The organism is Shewanella zhangzhouensis, assembly GCF_019457615.1.
GTDB classification, from domain to species: Bacteria; Pseudomonadota; Gammaproteobacteria; order Enterobacterales; family Shewanellaceae; genus Shewanella; species Shewanella zhangzhouensis.
The window spans coordinates 298,414-316,805 of the sequence record NZ_CP080414.1 but is presented as its reverse complement, the minus strand read 5'-3'; the positions used below and the strand labels follow the sequence as shown (position 1 = coordinate 316,805).

Here is an 18,392-nt window from a genome sequence, read left to right as displayed (position 1 = left end):
AGCTTTTAGAACGTCTCTCGACAGCTAAGGTATTGATAGCCAAACTTCGTTTGGCAAAGATCGTGGGTCTTCAACCCACACCCGAGGAAAGGGGGCCGTTTCGACTGGCCCCCTTATCCAATCCCCTTGCGACCCCAAACGAAGCCGAGCACTTTGGCCTTATGGGCTGAAAACGAGCACCGAGACCGACTCGCGTCCTGCTCGACGGTCTCTGCCTCAGCGTCCATGCCTCGGCTTGCCCGTTTCACTCAGCCCAACAGCCAAAGCGGCTTCGATGGGGAATAGGCGTATTCCTCGGCTCATGAGTTTTAAGTGTGCTAATTGGCAGGAAAAGGGATTTCCAGATAGTGGCTACCGGACTCAAGCCACTGGGTGATTTGCTTCAGCACCTGAGACTCGGGCAACTTTTCTGTCCCCTTGAGCGCACACTCCCACAACACCAATACCCGCCGCCCAAGCTCGCGGCACTTTTCGATGTTCTCAAGATCCCGCTGCCGATTGCCAATCAGCTTCTCCCGCCACCACTCTGGCCCACGGCCTTTAGTGGAGGAAGATGCAGGGAATTGAAAGAAGCGACATTGGTGCATATGCCAGAAGCAGCCGTTTACAAAGATCACGGCTTGGCTTTTGTAGGTAAATAGGGGGAAAACCAGATCCGGTTTTCCCGGTAAACGTTTGTCGTGCAGCCGATAGCGAAACCCCAATGCATGGAGTCGCTTCCTCAACCACATCTCGGGGTGGGTATCCTCACCCCGAATGCGTGACATTTGTTGGCTTTTGCTAAAAATGCTCATCCAACCAAGTATGACTCAGACAAAAATGTTGAATGAAAAATCTAGATTTTTAACGACAACATCTTACTTTCTTAATCTAATGATTTCCTCAATTCAGACTCAGAAATCCTTTGAGCGTGAACACCATCATGACAAACATTGCAGAGAGTGATGAGATTGTCTTCGGTATTTTCTCCGCCTTTGGCGTGATGTTCCAGGTGGTGGAGTTCCAACATACTGCGTTTATCCGCTGGGTGAGCTTTGGACAAATTCCAGCCACATTGTTTACATGAGAACTTATCCCGTTCTAAGACTTTAACTCGCACAGGGTCAGGTATTCGTCGATCATGAGCTTCAGCCTGTTCATCCGAAGCCAGCACATATACCCCAACTGGTAAGTGTGAAGCGCCTGAATTCTTTGTAAGAATCTGCCATCCGTCCTCAGTTCTTAATTCTCTGACACGTCTAGCCCATTCAGACTTGTTGGATGCCAAATATTGAAGCTCTTCACCGGAGACCTGTTTGCCGACATTCTCCTTCAGAAATTTTAAAATCTTATCCTTAACTGCAATTTTTTCTTTTCTAATTCTGTTCGCGGTATTCCAGCGATACGCTGCGTCTCGATCTTGTGTATCTTCAAGTAGAAAATAATTGTCAGGCCGAATTCTGTTACTATCTATGCCTTGAATATCCCCCTCCTCAGCAATTATGTCTTTCAATGACTTACCGCTGAGAATTGGCCATCCCGCTTCGACTCTGAGCTCCCTAATCCGTCTAGGATATTCACTTATTCCTGCCACTATCGCGAGTTCTGAACCGGCGATTAGTGTTTGAGGATAGCGCCTCATATAGAACAAAATACGCTCTCTCGCCGAGTTAGCATCATCGTCTTTAATCAACGAACTACCGAGATCTCTAAAGGTCTCCGAGATAGGTAATAACGCCAACACTTGCTCACGTAGCTTTCCTTCGACTATTACACTCTTAAAATTTGTTAAGAGTGTAATAGCTCTATCTCTTAACATTTCAGCATCCCTACGTTTAGAGCGCCTCGCCATTTATACCACCTTATATGTCTTTAAATGCCTAGCAACGTGAATACATCTAAACTTTTACTATAAAAGACAGACAATTACCATTAATCAGCAGAGTTATAGGTCTTAGCACACGAAGTGCAAACACAGCTTTCTGCCAGTAATGTATAACCAGACAAAACAACTGTATAAACAGACAGCGTATTGTGCTTGGGTGCAGAGTTAAGCTGGGGTAATATGTCAGCCATTGCTTCAGGGGACATACCAAAAATGAGCGTTAAAGTTATCGATCTATTTTGTGGCGCAGGCGGCTTAAGTGCAGGCTTTTTATACGAAAACGAGTTAAATTTTGAAGGTATCCTCGCCATCGATAACAACCAACACGCTGTTGACACGTATAACGCAAACTTCCCCGGCAACCACTGCATTGCAGTAAATATTGAAGAATGGCTGTCCGAGCAAACGAGCATTCCTGCAGCCGATATAGTGATTGGTGGACCACCTTGTCAGGGTTTTAGCCTTCTTAATAAAAAACGTGAGGGTGATGCACGGCGCGCATTGTGGGAACCCTATATGGATATCGTGGTTCGCTCGGGTGCCAAGATGTTTATCATGGAAAATGTTCCAGGGCTTCTAAAAAGTGAGGAATTCCAAGATATTAAAAAAAGAGCACGTTCTGAAGGCTTCCTACTTCAGTATGATGTACTCAACACAGCTGATTACGGTGTACCTCAAACACGCAAGAGAGCTATCGTAATCGGCTATAACTCAAAGTTCTTCGACGTGTCGGCGCTGCCAGAATTTCCACCCAAACCAACTCATTCGTCGAATCCAGGCTCAGATTCTGATCTAAAAAAATGGAAAGACGTACGTTCGGTTATTTCCGATCTGAAAGATCCAGAAGGCACCGAAATTCGAAGCGTAGCATCACCATACAATCTTCATTTTGGTCGAAACCCAACACCAACGAGTCTTCTACGTTACAAGGCCGTCCCTATTGGCGGGAATCGTTTTGATTTGATGAAAAATGCACCGGAAATTACACCGAAATGTTGGCTAAATAAACCTTCAGGTGGCACCGACCTATTTGGCAGGCTTTGGTGGGATAGGCCTTCTGTGACTATTCGCACTGAGTTTTTTAAGCCAGAAAAAGGGCGGTATCTGCATCCTGAACAGCATCGTCCAATTACACATCGTGAAGCGGCTCGGATCATGACGTTCCCTGACGCCTTTAAATTCGAAGGCTCTAAAATTGAAATTGCAAAGCAAATTGGTAACGCTGTACCTGTTGAATTTGCCAAAGCAATCGCAAAATTTGCTTCAAACGCACTGAGTGGCATTTAAAGTTGGACAGCTAAAGCTATCGATTTACCGAGTCATACACCTCAATCAAGCACTTCTTCCGGTCTGCGCGTACGAATGCGGGCCGGATATTCGGCGTCGATTTCGTATAGAAGCTCCAGAAGAGTGCTCGCGGTGGTGCTTTGATGCAGCATCTGTTCGAGTTCTTCGGCAATACGCTTGCCATGGATCAATACGATGGGGTAGTCATCCTCAAGCACTTCGCGCTGGACACTCTCGGAAAAGTAACTGGTCGTGACGTATGCGCCAAGCCAGCCACGCTTCAATCTGGCGACAGTTCTCGCAATGTGGTTACCGCCAGTGGGGGAATCGAGCTTTTCACACTTGGCTTGGCCTAACACGATTAGTTCAACCTTTGAAAAGCCGCTACCTAAAACGACCTTGCCAACAAAATCGGCACCACCATCGCCAGTGCCTTGCGTGACCCAGCCTTTGCGGTAAATCCCTAATTCTTGGCCAATAACCCGCTCTGTAATTAACTCCGCCAGCGCTTCAAAGTTGTGCTTTTTATTGGCGTAAAAGTCATAAACTGCTTGCAAGGTATGGTGTTGGCTTGTTCCCGGCAATGGTCGCTGCTCGTCGGTTTTTACCACCTTTAGCTTGGAGACTCGCCTACGCAGGTTATTCAGTGCATTGCTGCCAAGCTTCATCCAAGCTTGCCAGCTTTGGGGAGCTATCGCATTTGTGTCGTGCAGCGAAAAGCCTGCATGGCGACGCTGATTTACCCAAGAAAAATCAAATATTTCATGTTCATGCGCCAATGACAGCACCGTGAAATCAAATGCATAGTTGGTGAATGAACGCTGCTTATCGTTATCCCACTGAGTGACCAACTCCACACTGTTGATGACGCCAAAACCCATAAACTTGGGAAAGCCCTTGGGATTGCCATTCACTCTGGCACGCTGAAAAAACACAATTGGCGGGGTTGTTAACCGCAGTTTGGGATCATGAGAGTGAGCCAAACGAAACGCCTCAAGCAAGGCTTTGTTACCGGGTGCGGTCGCGGGGTCTTTTCCGGGCTCTTTGTTGTCGCCAAAGTAGCGAATATGGCCGTTATCGACATCGAAGTAATCTTCCCAAGGCGTTTCGGCACTGCCTTTTTTATTGGGACTACTGGATACCAAAATAACTGGCCGGACTTTGCCTGCCTCTAGCGTACTGATAGCCGCCGACGCATTGATGCCTTTTTCAAGTTGTAGCTTTGCCGCGGCTTTGGATTCGTGGGTTAAGAAATGAAAATTGAGGTGACCGTCTTCATACATGTTCTGATCACAGGCTGGCTTTTTATACCTCAGCACATCACCTATCGAAATTTCCATCTTCACTCCATCGTACGGCATCCAGCGATAGAGCAACGCTACAGAATCATAATGAAACTTACAACGCTTTCTTCATATAAACATATACTTGAGCACATTTCACGGCGCCTACAGAATACACCCTCCCCATCGAAGCCGCCGAAGGGCGTTGGGCGAAATGGCGTGGGCGAGGCAGGAAGCCGAGCCAGCTTCAGTCGAATCAAGGATGAGCGTCTGAAGCGCTAGCCAATTTCGTCCATAAGACCGAGGGGATTTCGGCTTCGGCTGGGGTCGAAGGGGGATTGGACAAGGGGGCCTGCCGAAACGGCCCCCTTTCCTCGGGTGTGGGTTGAAGACCCACGACTTTCCGGCCGCAACAGCGGCCAATCCCGCAGGGACATGATCTCCTCAGAGAAGTAAGCACAATGCCGCAGGAACCATCATATGACACCTGGGGCCCAATGTGACTCATAGTCCGTGGCGTATTTCCCCCACTCTCCATACCCTGAACTCATCAATCAACGTTTGAGCACAAAAAGGGGAGCAACCATGGAAATTGAAATCGCTCTTGAAAATGACATCACGCGGGGCGATTGGCGCATCTACATCGCGCCAAATCCGGACAGATATCGCGGCGGCTTCATTTGGTCGATAGTCAAAGACGATGGCATCTGGGACGAAGGGTTAGCCTGGTCAACCAACGAAGCCGAAAGTGACGCCATTGCGGCAATCACTGCGATACAACACCAGTCGCACGCTTGAGCAGGCGTAAAAAGCCCACGGTCTCGGCAATCTGTGGCGATTCAGAGAGCACAAAACTGTGGGCTTAATAGTAAACGCTGGGTCAAATCAACCAGAGGCGACAGCCTAAAACGGTTAGCCTGCATAAGCACCACTCGAATAGTGCAGCTCATAACTGTGGCTGTAGATCTCAAGGATATTCCCGAAGGGATCTTCCATATAAATCATGCGGTAAGGCTTTTCACCCGGGTAATAGTAGCGTGGGGCTTTCATGCGCTTTTTCCCACCGGCGGCGACGATTTTCTCGGCCAGGCCTTCAACATCCGGGTCTTGCACACAGAAGTGGAAGATACCGGTTTTCCAGTATTCGAAGTTGTCTTCCGGGTTCTCTTGGTTTTTGAACTCGAACAGCTCAACGCCGATGCGATCGCCGGTGGACAGGTGGGCGATGCGAAAGCGCTCCCAGCCAGCACCGAAAACATCGGTACACATTTCGCCGATGGCCGAGTCGTCTTCCACAATCTCGGTGGGGGGCATGATGAGGTACCAGCCGAGTACCTCGGTGTAAAACTTCACCGCGGCCTCAAGGTCGGGCACAGAAATACCTATGTGGGAAAAGCTGCGTGGATATGTGTTCATGGCTAACCTCGTCGTTGAAAGCATCTGTTCGAAAAAGCAGGACATTGGTTGCAGCGCCGGTTGTATATCACTGGTAAGCGCTGCGGTATTGCCCGATGCGACAAAGGTTACGCCCGGAATAGCTCAATGAAAAATTATCATATATTCTTACTTCAATAATTTTTTGTTATTAAAATCGCCAGCCAATTGAGCTGTGACATGGGCCGCTCAAGCTTGGCTATTTGTCCAAAGCAGACACATTGAGAGAACCCGCCATGCTTAACCCACTGTGGCTCAGGACCTTTGTCACCCTGGTGGACACAGGCCACTTTACCCAAACGGCCAACAAACTCTTTATGACCCAGCCCGGGGTAAGCCAGCACCTGAATAAACTGGAGCAGGCCTGCGGCCACCAGCTGCTGCTTCGCAGTCGCAGCGGTATAGAGCTGACCGAGGCAGGTTCGCGGCTGTATCAGTATGCGCTGTCCCAGGCCAGGGCGGAGGCGGCGCTGCTTGGCAGTTTGGATGAAGACAATCCCTACAGCGGCATCTGCCGCCTGGCCTGCTCCGGCGCGCTGGCGCAGCTGCTCTACCCCAAGCTGCTGGCGCTGCAGGCCGAGCATCCGGGGCTTAAGGTACATATGGAGGCCGCGCCCAATGCCCGCATCATCAACGAGGTGCAGCAGGGGGACAAAGACCTTGGTATTATCACGGCGCCGCCGCCGAGGGGGCTGTTTAATGAAGCAGAGATTGGCACTCAGGCGCTGTGTTTGGTATTACCGGCAAGCGCCGGCACCATAACGAGTGCGGATACCGGTACAGATGAAGCCGCCCTGCCCTCAATAGACGAGCTCAAAGCCCTTGGGCTGATAAGCCACCCGGATGCCGCCCATTACCTGTCGCTGTTTTTTGCCCACAGCAAACATGAAGGCTACCAAGATGCCTATGCCGAAGACTTTCCGGTGAGCAGCTATATCAATCAGTTGGGGCAAATCCTGCTGCCTGTGTCCCTGGGGCTTGGCTTTACTGTGCTGCCACTGTCGGTGGCAGAACAATTCAGTGAAAGGGCCAAACTCAGGGTCTGTGTTGGCAATGAGCGGGTGTTCGAGCCCCTGTATCTTATTCACAAGCGCCAGCGGCAACTGCCCGCCCGATTTGATACCATCAGGACCCTTATTGGATCTGTGCTGACCGGGAACGCCGACCACTCCGTGCCGCAGCAGCACACCGACAGCCACTCATAAAAAACCCCATGAACCAGTCCATCAACAAGATTTTTATTATCGGCTTGCCCCGCACCGGCACCACCAGTGTGTGTGTGGCTTTGTTGGAAGCCATGCCAAAGGCCGGGCAGGCACAGCTCAAGGTAGCGCACATGGCCTTTACCAAGGCCAGCTTTGAGGCCGCCGATGCCATCGCCGATGCCCCCGTGTTCAGTGACTACAAAAAGCTGGACAAACTCTATCCCAACAGCAAGTTTGTTTACCTTGAACGCACAATCGACAGCTGGATTCCCTCGATGCAAAGGCTGCTGGAGCGGATGTTGCCAAAGCTCGACCCAAGGGCCAAAGGCGGTTTTCATCCGCAGCTCAGACGCAGTTTTAATGAGGTATTTGAGCTCGCTAAAGCGCAGGCAGGCCAAGTGGATATACTCTCTGCCCCGCACCTTGAGCAGTGTTTTACAAGGCACAGGCAGCAGGTGGAGGCCTATTTTACCGGACGTGACGATTTGCTGTGGTTAAACCCCGGTGATGCAGGCGCACTCGCGGCGCTGCACCGGTTTTTAGGCCTTGCCGACGTCGCAGAAGACGCCCCCTTTCCACACCTGAATCAGGCTGGCCGGGTGGCCGGTTTTGATGAGTTCAAACACCCAAACAAGATAGCTGCAGAATTGTCGGGCCCTGAGCGGCGCGCCTTTTTCGACTATGGGAAACAGGGATAAATACTCTCTTTCCTGTTACCTGCTTCTTTTTCCAACCCTCTGTTCCGCCGCCAGCAGGCTGTCATCGGTCGGCTGTGTCTAACTGTCAGCTGCCATCATCATCGCGGCGTTTTCGCACCACGGTCAGAAAATCCAGCGCCACGCCGCTGATGGCGTTAAAGCCACGGATGCGAAACACCAGCCGGAGCAGATCCGGCCTTGGCCTGACCTTGGGTTCTACCGCACGCGGAATAAACCAGAGCGTGACCAGGGTACGCAAGAAAGTAGACACCAAAAACACCACGAAGATAGGGCTGGCGAGCTCCCAGCCTGTGAAACTCAGGAAATCCGCTGCATGGCTGGCAATAAAGCCGCCCACCATGGAGCCCACAAACACCAGCGCCGCGCTCAGCGCCGATTGCACCGCGGCGTAGGTGGCAAAGTCGGAGCGAAACGGGCGGATATCATAGAGATAGTTGGCCGTGCTCAGGGTAAAGCCGCTCCAGGCAAAACCGGAAAAAGCCTGAATCGACAGGATGTACCCGTAGTTATCGGAGAACAGCCACAACAGCGGCAGGCTGGGGATAAGGCTTGAGGTAATCAACATCACCAGGCGATTGCCATAGAGATCGCTGAAACGCCCCCAAAATCTTAAGGTAACAAACTGGGTTATAACGGAGGCCACGCTGGCAAGCACAAACTCCAGGTAGCTGAAGTGCAGCCCTTCCAACATGTACACCGCAAAGAAGGGCGCCGAGATGGCCACCATGGCCTGCATACCGGCCACGAACAGGCTGTACTGGCGAAAGGTCGCGTCTTTCCAGGCCTCGCGAAAATTCTTCAGGGTGCGAACAAACACCCCCGGGGTACGTACCGTTCTGGGTTCGGGGTCGTGCATCTGCCACAGCAGCCAGGCCGACACCCAGCGCCCTATGGCCGCAATGGAAAACAGCAGGCTGAAGCCAAGCCAGGCCATACCGGCACTGTCACAGAGGCTCAGGATGCCTCCCCCCAGGAAAAACACCGTGAGCGATGCTCCCATGGTCAGCCGGGTACGGGCGGCAAAGAATGCGCCCCTGCGCCTTGGTGGCACCACGGCCCCCATCCAGGCCCGCCAATGGGGCTGAATAAGATTGATAAACCCATGATAGAGCGCCGCCAGGGCGATAAAAATCCACACCCCATGCTCGGGCCGAAACGCCGCCAGAGCCCCCATGGACAGCACCACCAACGCCTGCAGGGCCGCACAAAAAGCGATGAATCCCTTACGGGCAAAGTGGCTGGCCAGCCACACAGACAACAGCTGAGACAAGGCGCCGAAGAGCTGCGGCAAGCCACTGACCCAGGCCATTTGCCCAAGGGTCGCCCCCATAAAGATGGCAAAGGCATTGAAGAAGTTATCTGAGGTGGCCGTCATGGCCGACGAGGCAACCGCCTCCTGCTGTGAGCGCTTTAAGGTGTCTCTGAGCCAGCGACAACGCTCGGTGCGGCGTCCGCTGGCCGGTGAAGCTTCTTCAGCAGGGATAGGCAAAGACATAGGCTCGGCGCAGGCTCGATTGGGCGATAAGGTTGCGGGAATTATGGCCAACTGCGCCTGCAAGAGCAATTGGCCCATCAGGAAAAAGCGGCGTTAACGCCTGCCGCCCGGGGTTGGCGGCGCCTTATCCGCCTCCCCGGTTTATTGGCCCTGGCTCAGCTTCGCTTTCCGGTGCGGGCACGCAGCCACAGCCATATGCCCACCAGAATAAAGGGCACACTGAGCAGCTGACCCACAGTGAGCGGCAGTGAGGGGATGTAGCTTGCCTGCTCGGGCTTAACCACCTCCACCAGCATGCGGATAACAAACACGCCTATGAGGAAGGCGCCAAAGAGACGCCCTTCCAGCGCCAACAAGGCGCGACGCATTTGCCACAGCAGCACGGCCAGCAGCAGGTAACCCATGGCCTCGTACAGCTGTGCCGGATGCCTTGGCAGCATGTCTACCCGGGCAAAAATCACGCCCCAGGGGCCGTCGGTCACCTTGCCGTAAATTTCTGAATTCATCAGGTTGGCCAGGCGCACACACACGGCAAACACCAGGGTGGGAAGTGCCAGATAATCCAACAAATACATCAAACTAAGCTTGTTGCGCCTGGCAACCCAGAGCACACCCAGGATGGCGCCGAGGCCACCGCCGTGGCTGGCGAGGCCGCCCTTCCAGATGTAGAGGATTTCCATGGGATGGGCGAGATAAAAGTCGGGCTCATAGGCGAGACAATGCATCAAACGTGCGCCCACGATAATGCCGATAAACACGGGGAAAAAGAGCTCGTCCACCAGCGCTACATTTTGCCCGGATTCTTTGAGCATCCGCTTGAGCAGGGCTGCCCCGCCCCAAATACCACAGGCAAACAAAAGCCCGTACCAGTGCAGGCTGATGCCGCCAAAGTTAAACAGTATGGGGTCGATATTCCAGGTCATAGGCTTGGCTCTCTCAAAATGGTTTCTGTATCCAGACAGGAAAACACCGCCCTCTGCGTTATCAAACGGGCGGTGCTGTCATTCAAAAAATGCAGGCTTTGAGGCGGTCGGCCTGAGTCAGCAAACTCTGATACAGGGTGAACTGATTGGCGGCCCGGTCCAGATTGTGACCTTCACGGTGCACATGGAAGTAGAGGTCGCCATTCAAATAATCCGTTATAAAGCGCACGCCAATCATCAGGCACATGATACGGGCACCCAGCCACAGGCTTTCGCGCTCTGCCGATTCCAGCACATCCCCCAGCTCAGCCAGATAACCGCGGCAGATGGCCGCAAAAATCTCCGGCCGTACCCGCACCTTGTCCAGCGCCTTGCTGTCTTCGGCCTCGGGTGAGGTAAAGGTACGCACCATGTCGCCAAAGTCATACATCAGATGGCCTTTCATGCAGGTATCCAAATCGATGATGGCCATGGCCGAGTCGTCACGCTTATCAAAAAGCATGTTATTGATTTTGGTGTCGTTATGGCAAACCCGCAGCGGCAGCTTGGGCTCGATGGCCGCCAGCTCATCCAGCAGACTGCGCTGGCCGAGGGCAAAATCGACCCATTCGCGACAAGTGGCGAGGCGACCGGCCTTGTCGTCGGCAACCGCCTGCTCCAGCGCCGCCAAACGGCCCGGCAGGAAATGAAACTTGGGAATGACGTCGCCAATCTGGGTGGCGTCGAAGTCGCACAGGGCGCGGGCAAAATGGCCAAAGGCACGGGCGGCCTGCTCGGCCTGCGCCTCGCTGCCGACCACATCGATGCTGCTTGAATGCTTGAGATAACGAATGGCGCGCCAGAAACCGACCTCGCCCAAATCTATGCCCAGCTCGCCCTCGGCGGTGGTTTTAGGGGTGACCACTTTCAGCCCGTAGTCTTTGCCTTCTTTTTCGCCCAAGTGGCGACTGATGAGTTCGGCATTTTCCACCAGGGTCCAGGGCGTGGGAAATACACTGGTATTGAGACGCTGCAGTACCATGCTGCCCTCGTCCCAGGTCACCAGAAAGGTGTCATTGATGTGTCCATTGCCCAGAGCTGAAACCTTTGCAGCATTGCCTTCCAATCCATAGTGAGGCAGAACCCGCTGCCGGATAACTTCAATCACTCAATAACTCCATCAATCTTGATCTTACCCGGGGCACATCGTCTGCGTAGGTCACCCCGAGCCATTCCCCCTGAGCGGTTTCAACCCGGACTTTTTGCCCCTGGTCGATACCGGCTTGTACAACATCGGGAAGATAACATTCCTCCCCGGGTAATGGCGATGCCAAAAGAAAGGATATTAACGCGTCCTGCAACCAGCTGACAACGCTGTCATCAAATCCCCACAGGGTCATGGAAACCGGCACATCGGGCTCAAGTGGCCTCAGTTCGCCCTGAAAGCGCCCTGCCAGAGCAGCATCCGCTTCAATAATCTCTTTGTATTCTTCAACCCGGGCAAGATAGCCATCCTTTACCTGACAGATGCCGCGGTTTACCCCGCCGTGCTCCGACAGGGTTGAAGCGAGCGGATAAGCAACCATCAGCCAGCCGCCACGCTTGAGCCCTTCGGCCATACAGGCAAAGGCGTTATCGCCATAAAAGTCGTCGGCGGTGATCACCGCAAAAGGCCCCTTGAGTTGGTGCCGGGCGCAGTAAAGGGCGTGGGCCGTGCCCCAGGGCTTGGTACGCCCTTCGAGCAGGGCAGCAACCTTGTCGGCAGGCAGCGGCAGGTCATCAACGGCCTGAATACAAAAATGAATGCCGAAGTCGGCGGGAACCTGAGAAGCCAGCTGCGCCGCGAGCTGCGATTCCAGCTCCGGGCGTATCACCAGCACTACACGGCTGAAGCCGGCACGCACGGCACTTTGAATGGACAGCTCCAACATGGTTTCGCCCCTGGGGCCAAGCTGTGCCAGCTGCTTGTCGCCGCCAAAACGGCTGCCAAGCCCGGCGGCAAGAATCACCAATGTCAGTTCAGCCATAACCCCATGAATCTCCGGAAACTGCAATCACCAAAATAGGCCCGTGAGTGTACTGCATGGCCTTTTACAGGCGCCAGCAGAATATCAGGGAGCCAGGAACCCGGCGAATGCCTGATGCCCTTCGATGGCCGCCTGACTGCCTTTGAGGCTGAAGCCCTGACCACAGAGCTGCACGTTCCCCCTAAGGGCCAGGTCCCGCACTATGGACTGGGTGTCCAGCGGCGAAAAGCGTGCACGGCGCATCCCCTGCTCGTCAGCCACCTGCATTGGGCGATATCGGTTGCCGTTGTTAAACAGCAGGCTGGCACAATGGCGCTCGCCTTCTGCCGTGGCGAGTGACCAAATAATGCCGTTACTGGTGCTGTTGGCATGCCAGCTGAGAATAAGCGCCTCTTTATCCAATGCCAGCTCCAGGCCGGACTCGAGCCGGGTACTGGCCTGCAAAACGTCGGCCTTACTGGCGGCTTCACTGTCGCCTGCATCTTCCGGGCTACTGCTTAAGCGCATGCCGATGGCAACAACCGCGACCCCAAGCAGCACGGCTGCCGCGCCGGATAAATAGAATCGCCACCAGTTTTTAAGGTGCAGGTAGATGGCCTCCATCAGCACTTCGAGCGAACCATCACCATTGAAGGCATCACCCCAACTCCTCAGTGGCCGGGGTTCTGGCTCTAAGCCGTAGGCTTCGTTGCCCGAAAGAGGTGTATCATCGGTGATGTCATCTTCCCGTACGCCAGTGGTGGCCCTCCGCTGGGTAAATTGCTGCCAGATAGGGGTGTCCTGGTGGGGGTCTGCGTCTCGGGAGTGCCGCGCGTCGATTGTCTGCCCCGGCTCGTCAGGGGAGCGCCTGCCGGCGTCATCGATGCCGAGATTGGCTTCGATGACAAGGTGCTGCTCACGGGTTGCCGACATGCCAAACACGGCCAGTGCATCGCTCTTGTCCTGCTGAGTTGCGGAATAGTCATGAACAGCGTCTTGCCGGAAGCGCTCGTGCGGCTGCGGACTGATTGGTTTGCCGTGTCCGCTGCCAGTGTCATGGTCAGCAGGGCTGACAGTGTGCCATGGGCCGCCCACCTCGGTGTGTTCTTGGTCGGGGTCGTCCCAAGCTGAATCAAAGGCGTCATCAAGCGCCTCTCCGCCGAGGGTGGGTTCACGCCTCGGGGCCAGAGGTTCGGGCGCTGGCATGTCTGCCGACCAATACCCACCGACATAATCTTTTACGGGGCGCGATGGCAATACGCTGACCAGGAGGGTGGTAGCAAGACCCAGGGCGAAGCAAATCAGCCCCAGAGCCGCATTACCCGCCATGCTCAGCACCAACAGCCAGAATGGCAAAGGCACCAAAGCCGCCACCAGATAGCCGCGGGGCCTGTGGGCGTCGCGGCAACGGCGCATCAGCGACAGGCCAAACAGCGCTGCAAGCAGCATTCCGGGCAACCACAGCCAATGGCCGCTACCAAACAGCAACACCAAAATCCCGGGAAGGGTGTAGGTCACCAGACCAATGGCGCCGGTACGGCGACCATTGTCACAACCCACTGTGGTAAACAAACTGCCTGGCTGCAAAGCATCACCTCAGAAAACATGGCCATATAATCTTGGGCAGACTAGCCAATTTTCAGTGAAATGTCAGCGTCTGTCCTGTGTGGCTGGCGCAGAAGGCAGCAGCGGGAATATAATAGTCGGCTTATTCTTGTATTTTGACGGGCCAACATCCGGGCCCGGCGACCAGCCAGAACGGAAAAGCCAACTGATGAGCACTCGTGGAAATCTTTTTATCGTATCGGCCCCCAGCGGTGCCGGTAAGTCTTCGCTGATTTCAGCCCTGCTGAAAGATAAACCCGCCGACAAGCAGGTGTCTGTGTCTCACACCACCCGCAAGCCGCGTCCGGGCGAAGAAAACGGCGTGCATTATCATTTTGTCAGCGTGGATGAATTTAAAGCGCTGATCGCACAGGATGCTTTTTTCGAGTGGGCCGAAGTCTTTGGCAACTTTTATGGCACCTCACGCCTTACCGTACAGGAAACCCTGGAGCGCGGCATCGATGTGTTTTTGGACATTGACTGGCAAGGCGCCCAGCAGGTGAAAAAACTCATGCCCGAAGCTATGGGGATTTTTATTCTGCCCCCCAGCCGTGAAGAGCTGGAGCGCCGCCTTGTTGGCCGAGGTCAGGACAGCGATGACGTAATAGCGTCGCGCATGGCACAGGCCGTGTCTGAAATGTCCCATTACACTGAATATGAGTATGTTATCGTTAACGATAACTTTGATGAGGCCCTGGCCGATTTGCAGGCTATCATCCGCGCCGGGCGCTTAACCTGCGCTGGTCAAGCCCGCACCCACGGTGATATGCTTAAGGGTCTGTTGGCAGACTGACTGCCTTAGTGTACACTTTTGCGTCATTTTTTTACTGGACCGGTGCATTTACCGGCTAAATTTGGGAGTTCCACTACATGGCTCGCGTAACTGTAGAAGACGCCGTTAAGCAAATCGGCAACCGTTTTGACATGATCCTGGTTGCGGCGCGTCGTGCCCGTCAAATCGCCGTTCAGGGCAAAGACCCCATGGTGGAAGAGCAGAACGACAAGCCAACGGTTATCGCCCTGCGCGAAATCGAAAAAGGCCTGGTTAACGCCGGCACTCTGGACGCCGATGAGCGTCAGAGCGTGCGTGAGCGCGAAGCAGCTGAAATCGCTGCCGTTGCCGCGATTGCAGAAGGTCGTTCTCTCTAATCCAAGCCCCCGGAGGTATGCCACTTGTATCTGTTTGAAGGTTTAAAGGAATCGGCTTCCGCTTACCTCGACAGCGGCCAAGTGGCATTACTCAAACAGGCTTATCAGGTCGCCCGCGATGCCCATGAAGGGCAAATGCGCACCAGCGGCGAACCTTACATCACCCATCCGGTGGCTGTAGCCAAGATTCTGTCCGACATGCGTCTCGACCACGAGACGCTGATGGCAGCCCTGCTGCACGACACCATTGAAGATACCCACGTCACCAAGGAAGATCTCGCAGAGCTGTTTGGCAATGCGGTTGCCGATCTGGTTGAAGGTGTCTCCAAGCTCGATAAGCTCAAGTTCCGCGATAAAAAAGAAGCCCAGGCGGAAAACTTCCGCAAGATGATGATGGCCATGACCCAGGATATCCGGGTTATCCTCATCAAGCTGGCCGACCGCACCCATAACATGCGCACCCTGGGTGCACTGCGTCCGGACAAACGTCGCCGCATCGCCCGTGAAACCCTGGAAATTTACGCCCCCATCGCCAACCGTCTCGGTATTCACAATATCAAGACAGAGCTGGAGGATTTGGGCTTCCAGGCGTATTACCCCATGCGCTACCGGGTGCTCAAAGAAGTGGTCAAGGCCGCCCGCGGCAATCGCAAAGAGCTTATCCAAAACATTAAAACCGGCATCCAGGCACGACTGGAAGACACAGGCATTCATGCCAAGGTCAAAGGCCGGGAGAAAAACCTTTACTCCATCTACAACAAGATGCGCGGTAAAGAGTTACAGTTTCAGGAAGTCATGGATATCTATGCCTTCCGGGTCATAGTGGATTCCATCGATACCTGCTATCGGGTGCTGGGGGCCATGCATGGCCTGTACAAGCCACGCCCCGGTCGATTCAAAGACTATATTGCCATTCCCAAGGCCAACGGCTATCAGTCGCTGCACACTTCTCTGTTCGGTCCCCACGGTGTACCGGTGGAAATTCAAATCCGTACCGACGACATGGACCAAATGGCCGATAAAGGGGTTGCTGCCCACTGGGTATACAAAAATGGCAACGAAAACGGCAGCACCACGACCCAGGTCAGGGCCCGTAAGTGGATGCAAAGCCTGCTGGAACTCCAGCAAAGCGCCAGCTCCTCGTTCGAGTTTGTGGAAAACGTTAAAACCGAACTCTTCCCCGACGAAATTTACGTGTTTACCCCCGAAGGCCGCATTCTCGAGTTGCCGGTGGGCGCCACTGCGGTGGACTTTGCCTACGAAGTTCACACTGACGTGGGTAACACCTGTGTGGGCGCGCGGGTAAACCGCCAGGCCTATCCGCTAAGCCAACCACTGATTTCGGGTCAAACCGTCGAAATTATTACGGCAAAAGGCGCAAAGCCCAATGCCGCCTGGCTCAACTTTGTGGTTACCGGTAAGGCGCGCGCCAAAATTCGCCAGGTATTGAAAAACCTCAAGCAGGATGAAGCCATTGCACTGGGCCGTCGCTTGCTTAACCACGCGTTGGGTGAAAACAAGCTCGACGGCGTGGCGCCGGAGCTGCTGGACAAAGTTATTCAGGAAACCAAGCACAAGGATTTGAACAGCCTGCTGGCCGACATAGGTTTGGGCAATGCCATGAGCATAGTTATCGCCCAGCGTCTGACCGGTGGCACCGTGCCTGAAAAGCAAAGCGAAACCCATCTGATGCCAATCCGCGGCGCCGAAGGCATGCTGGTGTCCTTCGCCAAGTGCTGCCACCCCATCCCCGGCGATGCGGTGATTGCCCACGTGAGCCCCGGCAAAGGTCTGGTGGTACACATGGAAAACTGCGCCAATATTCGCGGCTATCAGGGCGAGCCTGACAAGTACATCCCTGTGCATTGGGACAAGGTTGACGGCGTGGAATACCAGGCCAACCTGAGGGTAGAAATCGTTAACCATCAGGGTGCGCTGGCCAAGATCACCTCTATTATCGCCAGCGAAGGTTCCAACATTCATAACCTCAGCACCGAAGAGCGTGATGGTCGGGTGTATTTGATTAACCTGCGGATTTCAGTGCGGGATCGTATTCACCTTGCCAACGTGATGCGCCGCATCCGGGTTCTGCCCGAGGTGCTGAGAACCTCCCGAAATCGTTAGTCATTTCCCTATAAGAGAGAACCCTATGGCTGAAAAAACCATTATCGCCACCGACAAGGCTCCAGCGGCTATCGGTACTTATTCCCAGGCCGTGAAGGTCGGCTCTACCGTGTATCTGTCGGGTCAGATCCCACTGGATCCCGCCACCATGACCCTGGTTGGCGACGACTTTGAAGCCCAGACAGTGCAGGTGTTTGAAAACCTCAAGGCCGTGTGTGAAGCCGCCGGTGGCAGTTTTGCCGACATCGCCAAGCTGAATATCTTCCTCACTGACCTGTCGAACTTCGCCAAGGTGAATGAGATCATGGGCCGTTACTTCAGCCAGCCCTACCCTGCCCGCGCCGCCATCGGCGTGAAAGAGCTGCCACGGGGCTCGCAGGTAGAAATGGATGGCGTGATGGAGCTCTAATCGCTTCCCCATCTGCAGGGCGCCTCGGCGCCCTTTTGTTTTTTCACGATTTACACAGGAATGAATCCATGAGCCCGGAACGCTTTGCCCGCATCAATGAGATGCTGGACAACCGTCAACCGGATCTGACCGTCTTACTCGACCAGGTCCACAAGACCAACAACATAGCTGCGGTGCTGCGCAGTGCCGACGCCGTGGGTGTCCACCAGCTGCATGCGGTGTGGCCCGAGAGCTCCATGCGGGTGTCCGGCAATACCGCCTCGGGCAGCCAGCAGTGGGTTAAAACCCTGCGCCATGCAACTGTTACCGATGCTATCACCGCCCTCAAAGCAGATGGCATGCAGGTGGTGGTGACCAATTTCTCCGCCAATGCCAAAGACTTTCGCGAGATTGACTACACCAGGCCCACCGCCATAGTCCTCGGGCACGAGAAAAACGGCGTCAGTGATGAGGCGGTGCGCCTTGCCGATGCCGAAGTGATTATTCCCATGGTGGGCATGGTGCAGTCGCTGAATGTGTCAGTGGCCTGCGCCCTGGTACTGTTTGAAGCCGAGCGCCAGCGCCGGGCAGCCGGTATGTACGGCAACCGCAAACTGGATGATGCCTACTGCCAGAAGCTGCTGTTCGAACAGGGCCACCCCATCTATGCCAAGGCCTGCCGTCGCAAGGGACTTGCCTACCCCGCCATTGATGAAACCGGCCAAATCGTCGCACCGCCCGAATGGTGGCAAAAGATGCGCGAAGCCGACCCCGAGTCCCCTCGCCCCGAACGCGGCCGCCAGCGCCGCATGTAATTCAGCTTTGCATCAGGCTAAAAATCAAAAGCGCGAGACAATAAAAAGCCACCCGAGGGTGGCTTTTGCAGTAACGGCAGTTGCCAGACATAAGGAATAAGGCAGCCACCAAATTA

General features: G+C 54.3%; 18 protein-coding genes. 9 read left to right on the top strand and 9 right to left on the bottom strand.

Going from position 1 to position 18,392, the window contains the following annotated elements; translation table 11 throughout:
- Nucleotides 1-317: 317 nt before the first annotated feature.
- Together K0H63_RS01485 and K0H63_RS01480 are read right to left on the bottom strand one after the other, a co-directional pair.
- The gene (locus K0H63_RS01485) at nt 318-767 is read right to left on the bottom strand and encodes a very short patch repair endonuclease (protein WP_258405630.1); all 450 of its coding nucleotides are present in this window, start codon (nt 765-767) and stop codon (nt 318-320) included.
- Between the two features lie 98 nt (nt 768-865).
- Nucleotides 866-1,798, bottom strand: a complete 933-nt coding sequence (locus K0H63_RS01480; RefSeq protein WP_220066414.1) for an HNH endonuclease — start codon at nt 1,796-1,798, stop codon at nt 866-868.
- A 279-nt stretch (nt 1,799-2,077) separates the two neighbouring features.
- On the opposite strand from K0H63_RS01480, the gene K0H63_RS01475 reads away from it, so the two are divergent.
- A complete protein-coding gene (locus K0H63_RS01475; RefSeq protein WP_220066413.1) occupies nt 2,078-3,151 on the top strand; it encodes a DNA cytosine methyltransferase in 1,074 nt (357 codons plus the stop codon).
- A 41-nt stretch (nt 3,152-3,192) separates the two neighbouring features.
- On the opposite strand, the gene K0H63_RS01470 is transcribed toward K0H63_RS01475, so the two are convergent.
- Nucleotides 3,193-4,491 carry a restriction endonuclease gene (locus K0H63_RS01470; RefSeq protein ID WP_220066412.1) on the bottom strand — a complete coding sequence of 433 codons (1,299 nt, stop codon included), beginning with the start codon at nt 4,489-4,491 and terminating at the stop codon, nt 3,193-3,195.
- Nucleotides 4,492-5,019: 528 nt separating this feature from the next.
- Here K0H63_RS01470 and K0H63_RS01465 point away from each other — a divergent pair.
- Nucleotides 5,020-5,232 carry a hypothetical protein gene (locus K0H63_RS01465; RefSeq protein ID WP_220066411.1) on the top strand — a complete coding sequence of 71 codons (213 nt, stop codon included), beginning with the start codon at nt 5,020-5,022 and terminating at the stop codon, nt 5,230-5,232.
- Between the two features lie 114 nt (nt 5,233-5,346).
- Here K0H63_RS01465 and K0H63_RS01460 read toward each other — a convergent pair whose 3' ends face one another.
- Complete coding sequence (locus tag K0H63_RS01460) at nt 5,347-5,850, bottom strand: lactoylglutathione lyase family protein (protein WP_220066410.1); 504 nt, start codon at nt 5,848-5,850, stop codon at nt 5,347-5,349.
- A 254-nt stretch (nt 5,851-6,104) separates the two neighbouring features.
- On the opposite strand from K0H63_RS01460, the gene K0H63_RS01455 reads away from it, so the two are divergent.
- Both K0H63_RS01455 and K0H63_RS01450 read left to right on the top strand, forming a co-directional pair.
- The gene (locus K0H63_RS01455; protein WP_220066409.1) at nt 6,105-7,073 is read left to right on the top strand and encodes a LysR family transcriptional regulator; all 969 of its coding nucleotides are present in this window, start codon (nt 6,105-6,107) and stop codon (nt 7,071-7,073) included.
- An 8-nt stretch (nt 7,074-7,081) separates the two neighbouring features.
- Entirely contained in the window at nt 7,082-7,771 is a 690-nt protein-coding gene (locus tag K0H63_RS01450; protein ID WP_220066408.1) for a sulfotransferase family protein, read from the top strand.
- A gap of 85 nt (nt 7,772-7,856) precedes the next feature.
- Here K0H63_RS01450 and K0H63_RS01445 read toward each other — a convergent pair whose 3' ends face one another.
- The 5 genes from K0H63_RS01445 to K0H63_RS01425 form a co-directional block, all read right to left on the bottom strand.
- A complete protein-coding gene (locus K0H63_RS01445) occupies nt 7,857-9,287 on the bottom strand; it encodes an MFS transporter (protein ID WP_220067772.1) in 1,431 nt (476 codons plus the stop codon).
- A 155-nt stretch (nt 9,288-9,442) separates the two neighbouring features.
- The gene (gene lgt, locus K0H63_RS01440; protein WP_220066407.1) at nt 9,443-10,210 is read right to left on the bottom strand and encodes a prolipoprotein diacylglyceryl transferase; all 768 of its coding nucleotides are present in this window, start codon (nt 10,208-10,210) and stop codon (nt 9,443-9,445) included.
- Nucleotides 10,211-10,292: 82 nt separating this feature from the next.
- On the bottom strand, nt 10,293-11,357 hold the full coding sequence (locus K0H63_RS01435; RefSeq protein WP_220066406.1) for a phosphotransferase enzyme family protein: 1,065 nt from the start codon (nt 11,355-11,357) through the stop codon (nt 10,293-10,295).
- Entirely contained in the window at nt 11,350-12,216 is an 867-nt protein-coding gene (locus K0H63_RS01430) for an NTP transferase domain-containing protein (protein WP_220066405.1), read from the bottom strand. Before K0H63_RS01430 ends, K0H63_RS01435 begins: the two co-directional genes overlap by 8 nt.
- Nucleotides 12,217-12,300: 84 nt before the next feature.
- On the bottom strand, nt 12,301-13,782 hold the full coding sequence (locus tag K0H63_RS01425) for a hypothetical protein (RefSeq protein ID WP_220066404.1): 1,482 nt from the start codon (nt 13,780-13,782) through the stop codon (nt 12,301-12,303).
- A gap of 187 nt (nt 13,783-13,969) precedes the next feature.
- Here K0H63_RS01425 and gmk point away from each other — a divergent pair, with 187 nt between their 5' ends.
- The 5 genes from gmk (at nt 13,970) to trmH (ending at nt 18,276) form a co-directional block, all read left to right on the top strand.
- Nucleotides 13,970-14,593 (top strand): guanylate kinase, encoded by a 624-nt coding sequence (gene gmk / locus K0H63_RS01420; protein WP_220066403.1) that lies wholly within the window; start codon nt 13,970-13,972, stop codon nt 14,591-14,593.
- Nucleotides 14,594-14,670: 77 nt separating this feature from the next.
- Nucleotides 14,671-14,949, top strand: coding sequence for a DNA-directed RNA polymerase subunit omega (gene rpoZ, locus K0H63_RS01415; protein ID WP_011758386.1), 279 nt, complete (start codon nt 14,671-14,673; stop codon nt 14,947-14,949).
- Between the two features lie 24 nt (nt 14,950-14,973).
- The gene (gene spoT, locus K0H63_RS01410) at nt 14,974-17,073 is read left to right on the top strand and encodes a bifunctional GTP diphosphokinase/guanosine-3',5'-bis pyrophosphate 3'-pyrophosphohydrolase (protein WP_220066402.1); all 2,100 of its coding nucleotides are present in this window, start codon (nt 14,974-14,976) and stop codon (nt 17,071-17,073) included.
- Nucleotides 17,074-17,098: 25 nt separating this feature from the next.
- Nucleotides 17,099-17,482: a RidA family protein gene (locus K0H63_RS01405; RefSeq protein WP_220066401.1), complete on the top strand. Its 384-nt coding sequence runs from the start codon at nt 17,099-17,101 to the stop codon at nt 17,480-17,482.
- Between the two features lie 68 nt (nt 17,483-17,550).
- Nucleotides 17,551-18,276: a tRNA (guanosine(18)-2'-O)-methyltransferase TrmH gene (trmH, locus tag K0H63_RS01400; protein WP_220066400.1), complete on the top strand. Its 726-nt coding sequence runs from the start codon at nt 17,551-17,553 to the stop codon at nt 18,274-18,276.
- Nucleotides 18,277-18,392: the final 116 nt, after the last annotated feature.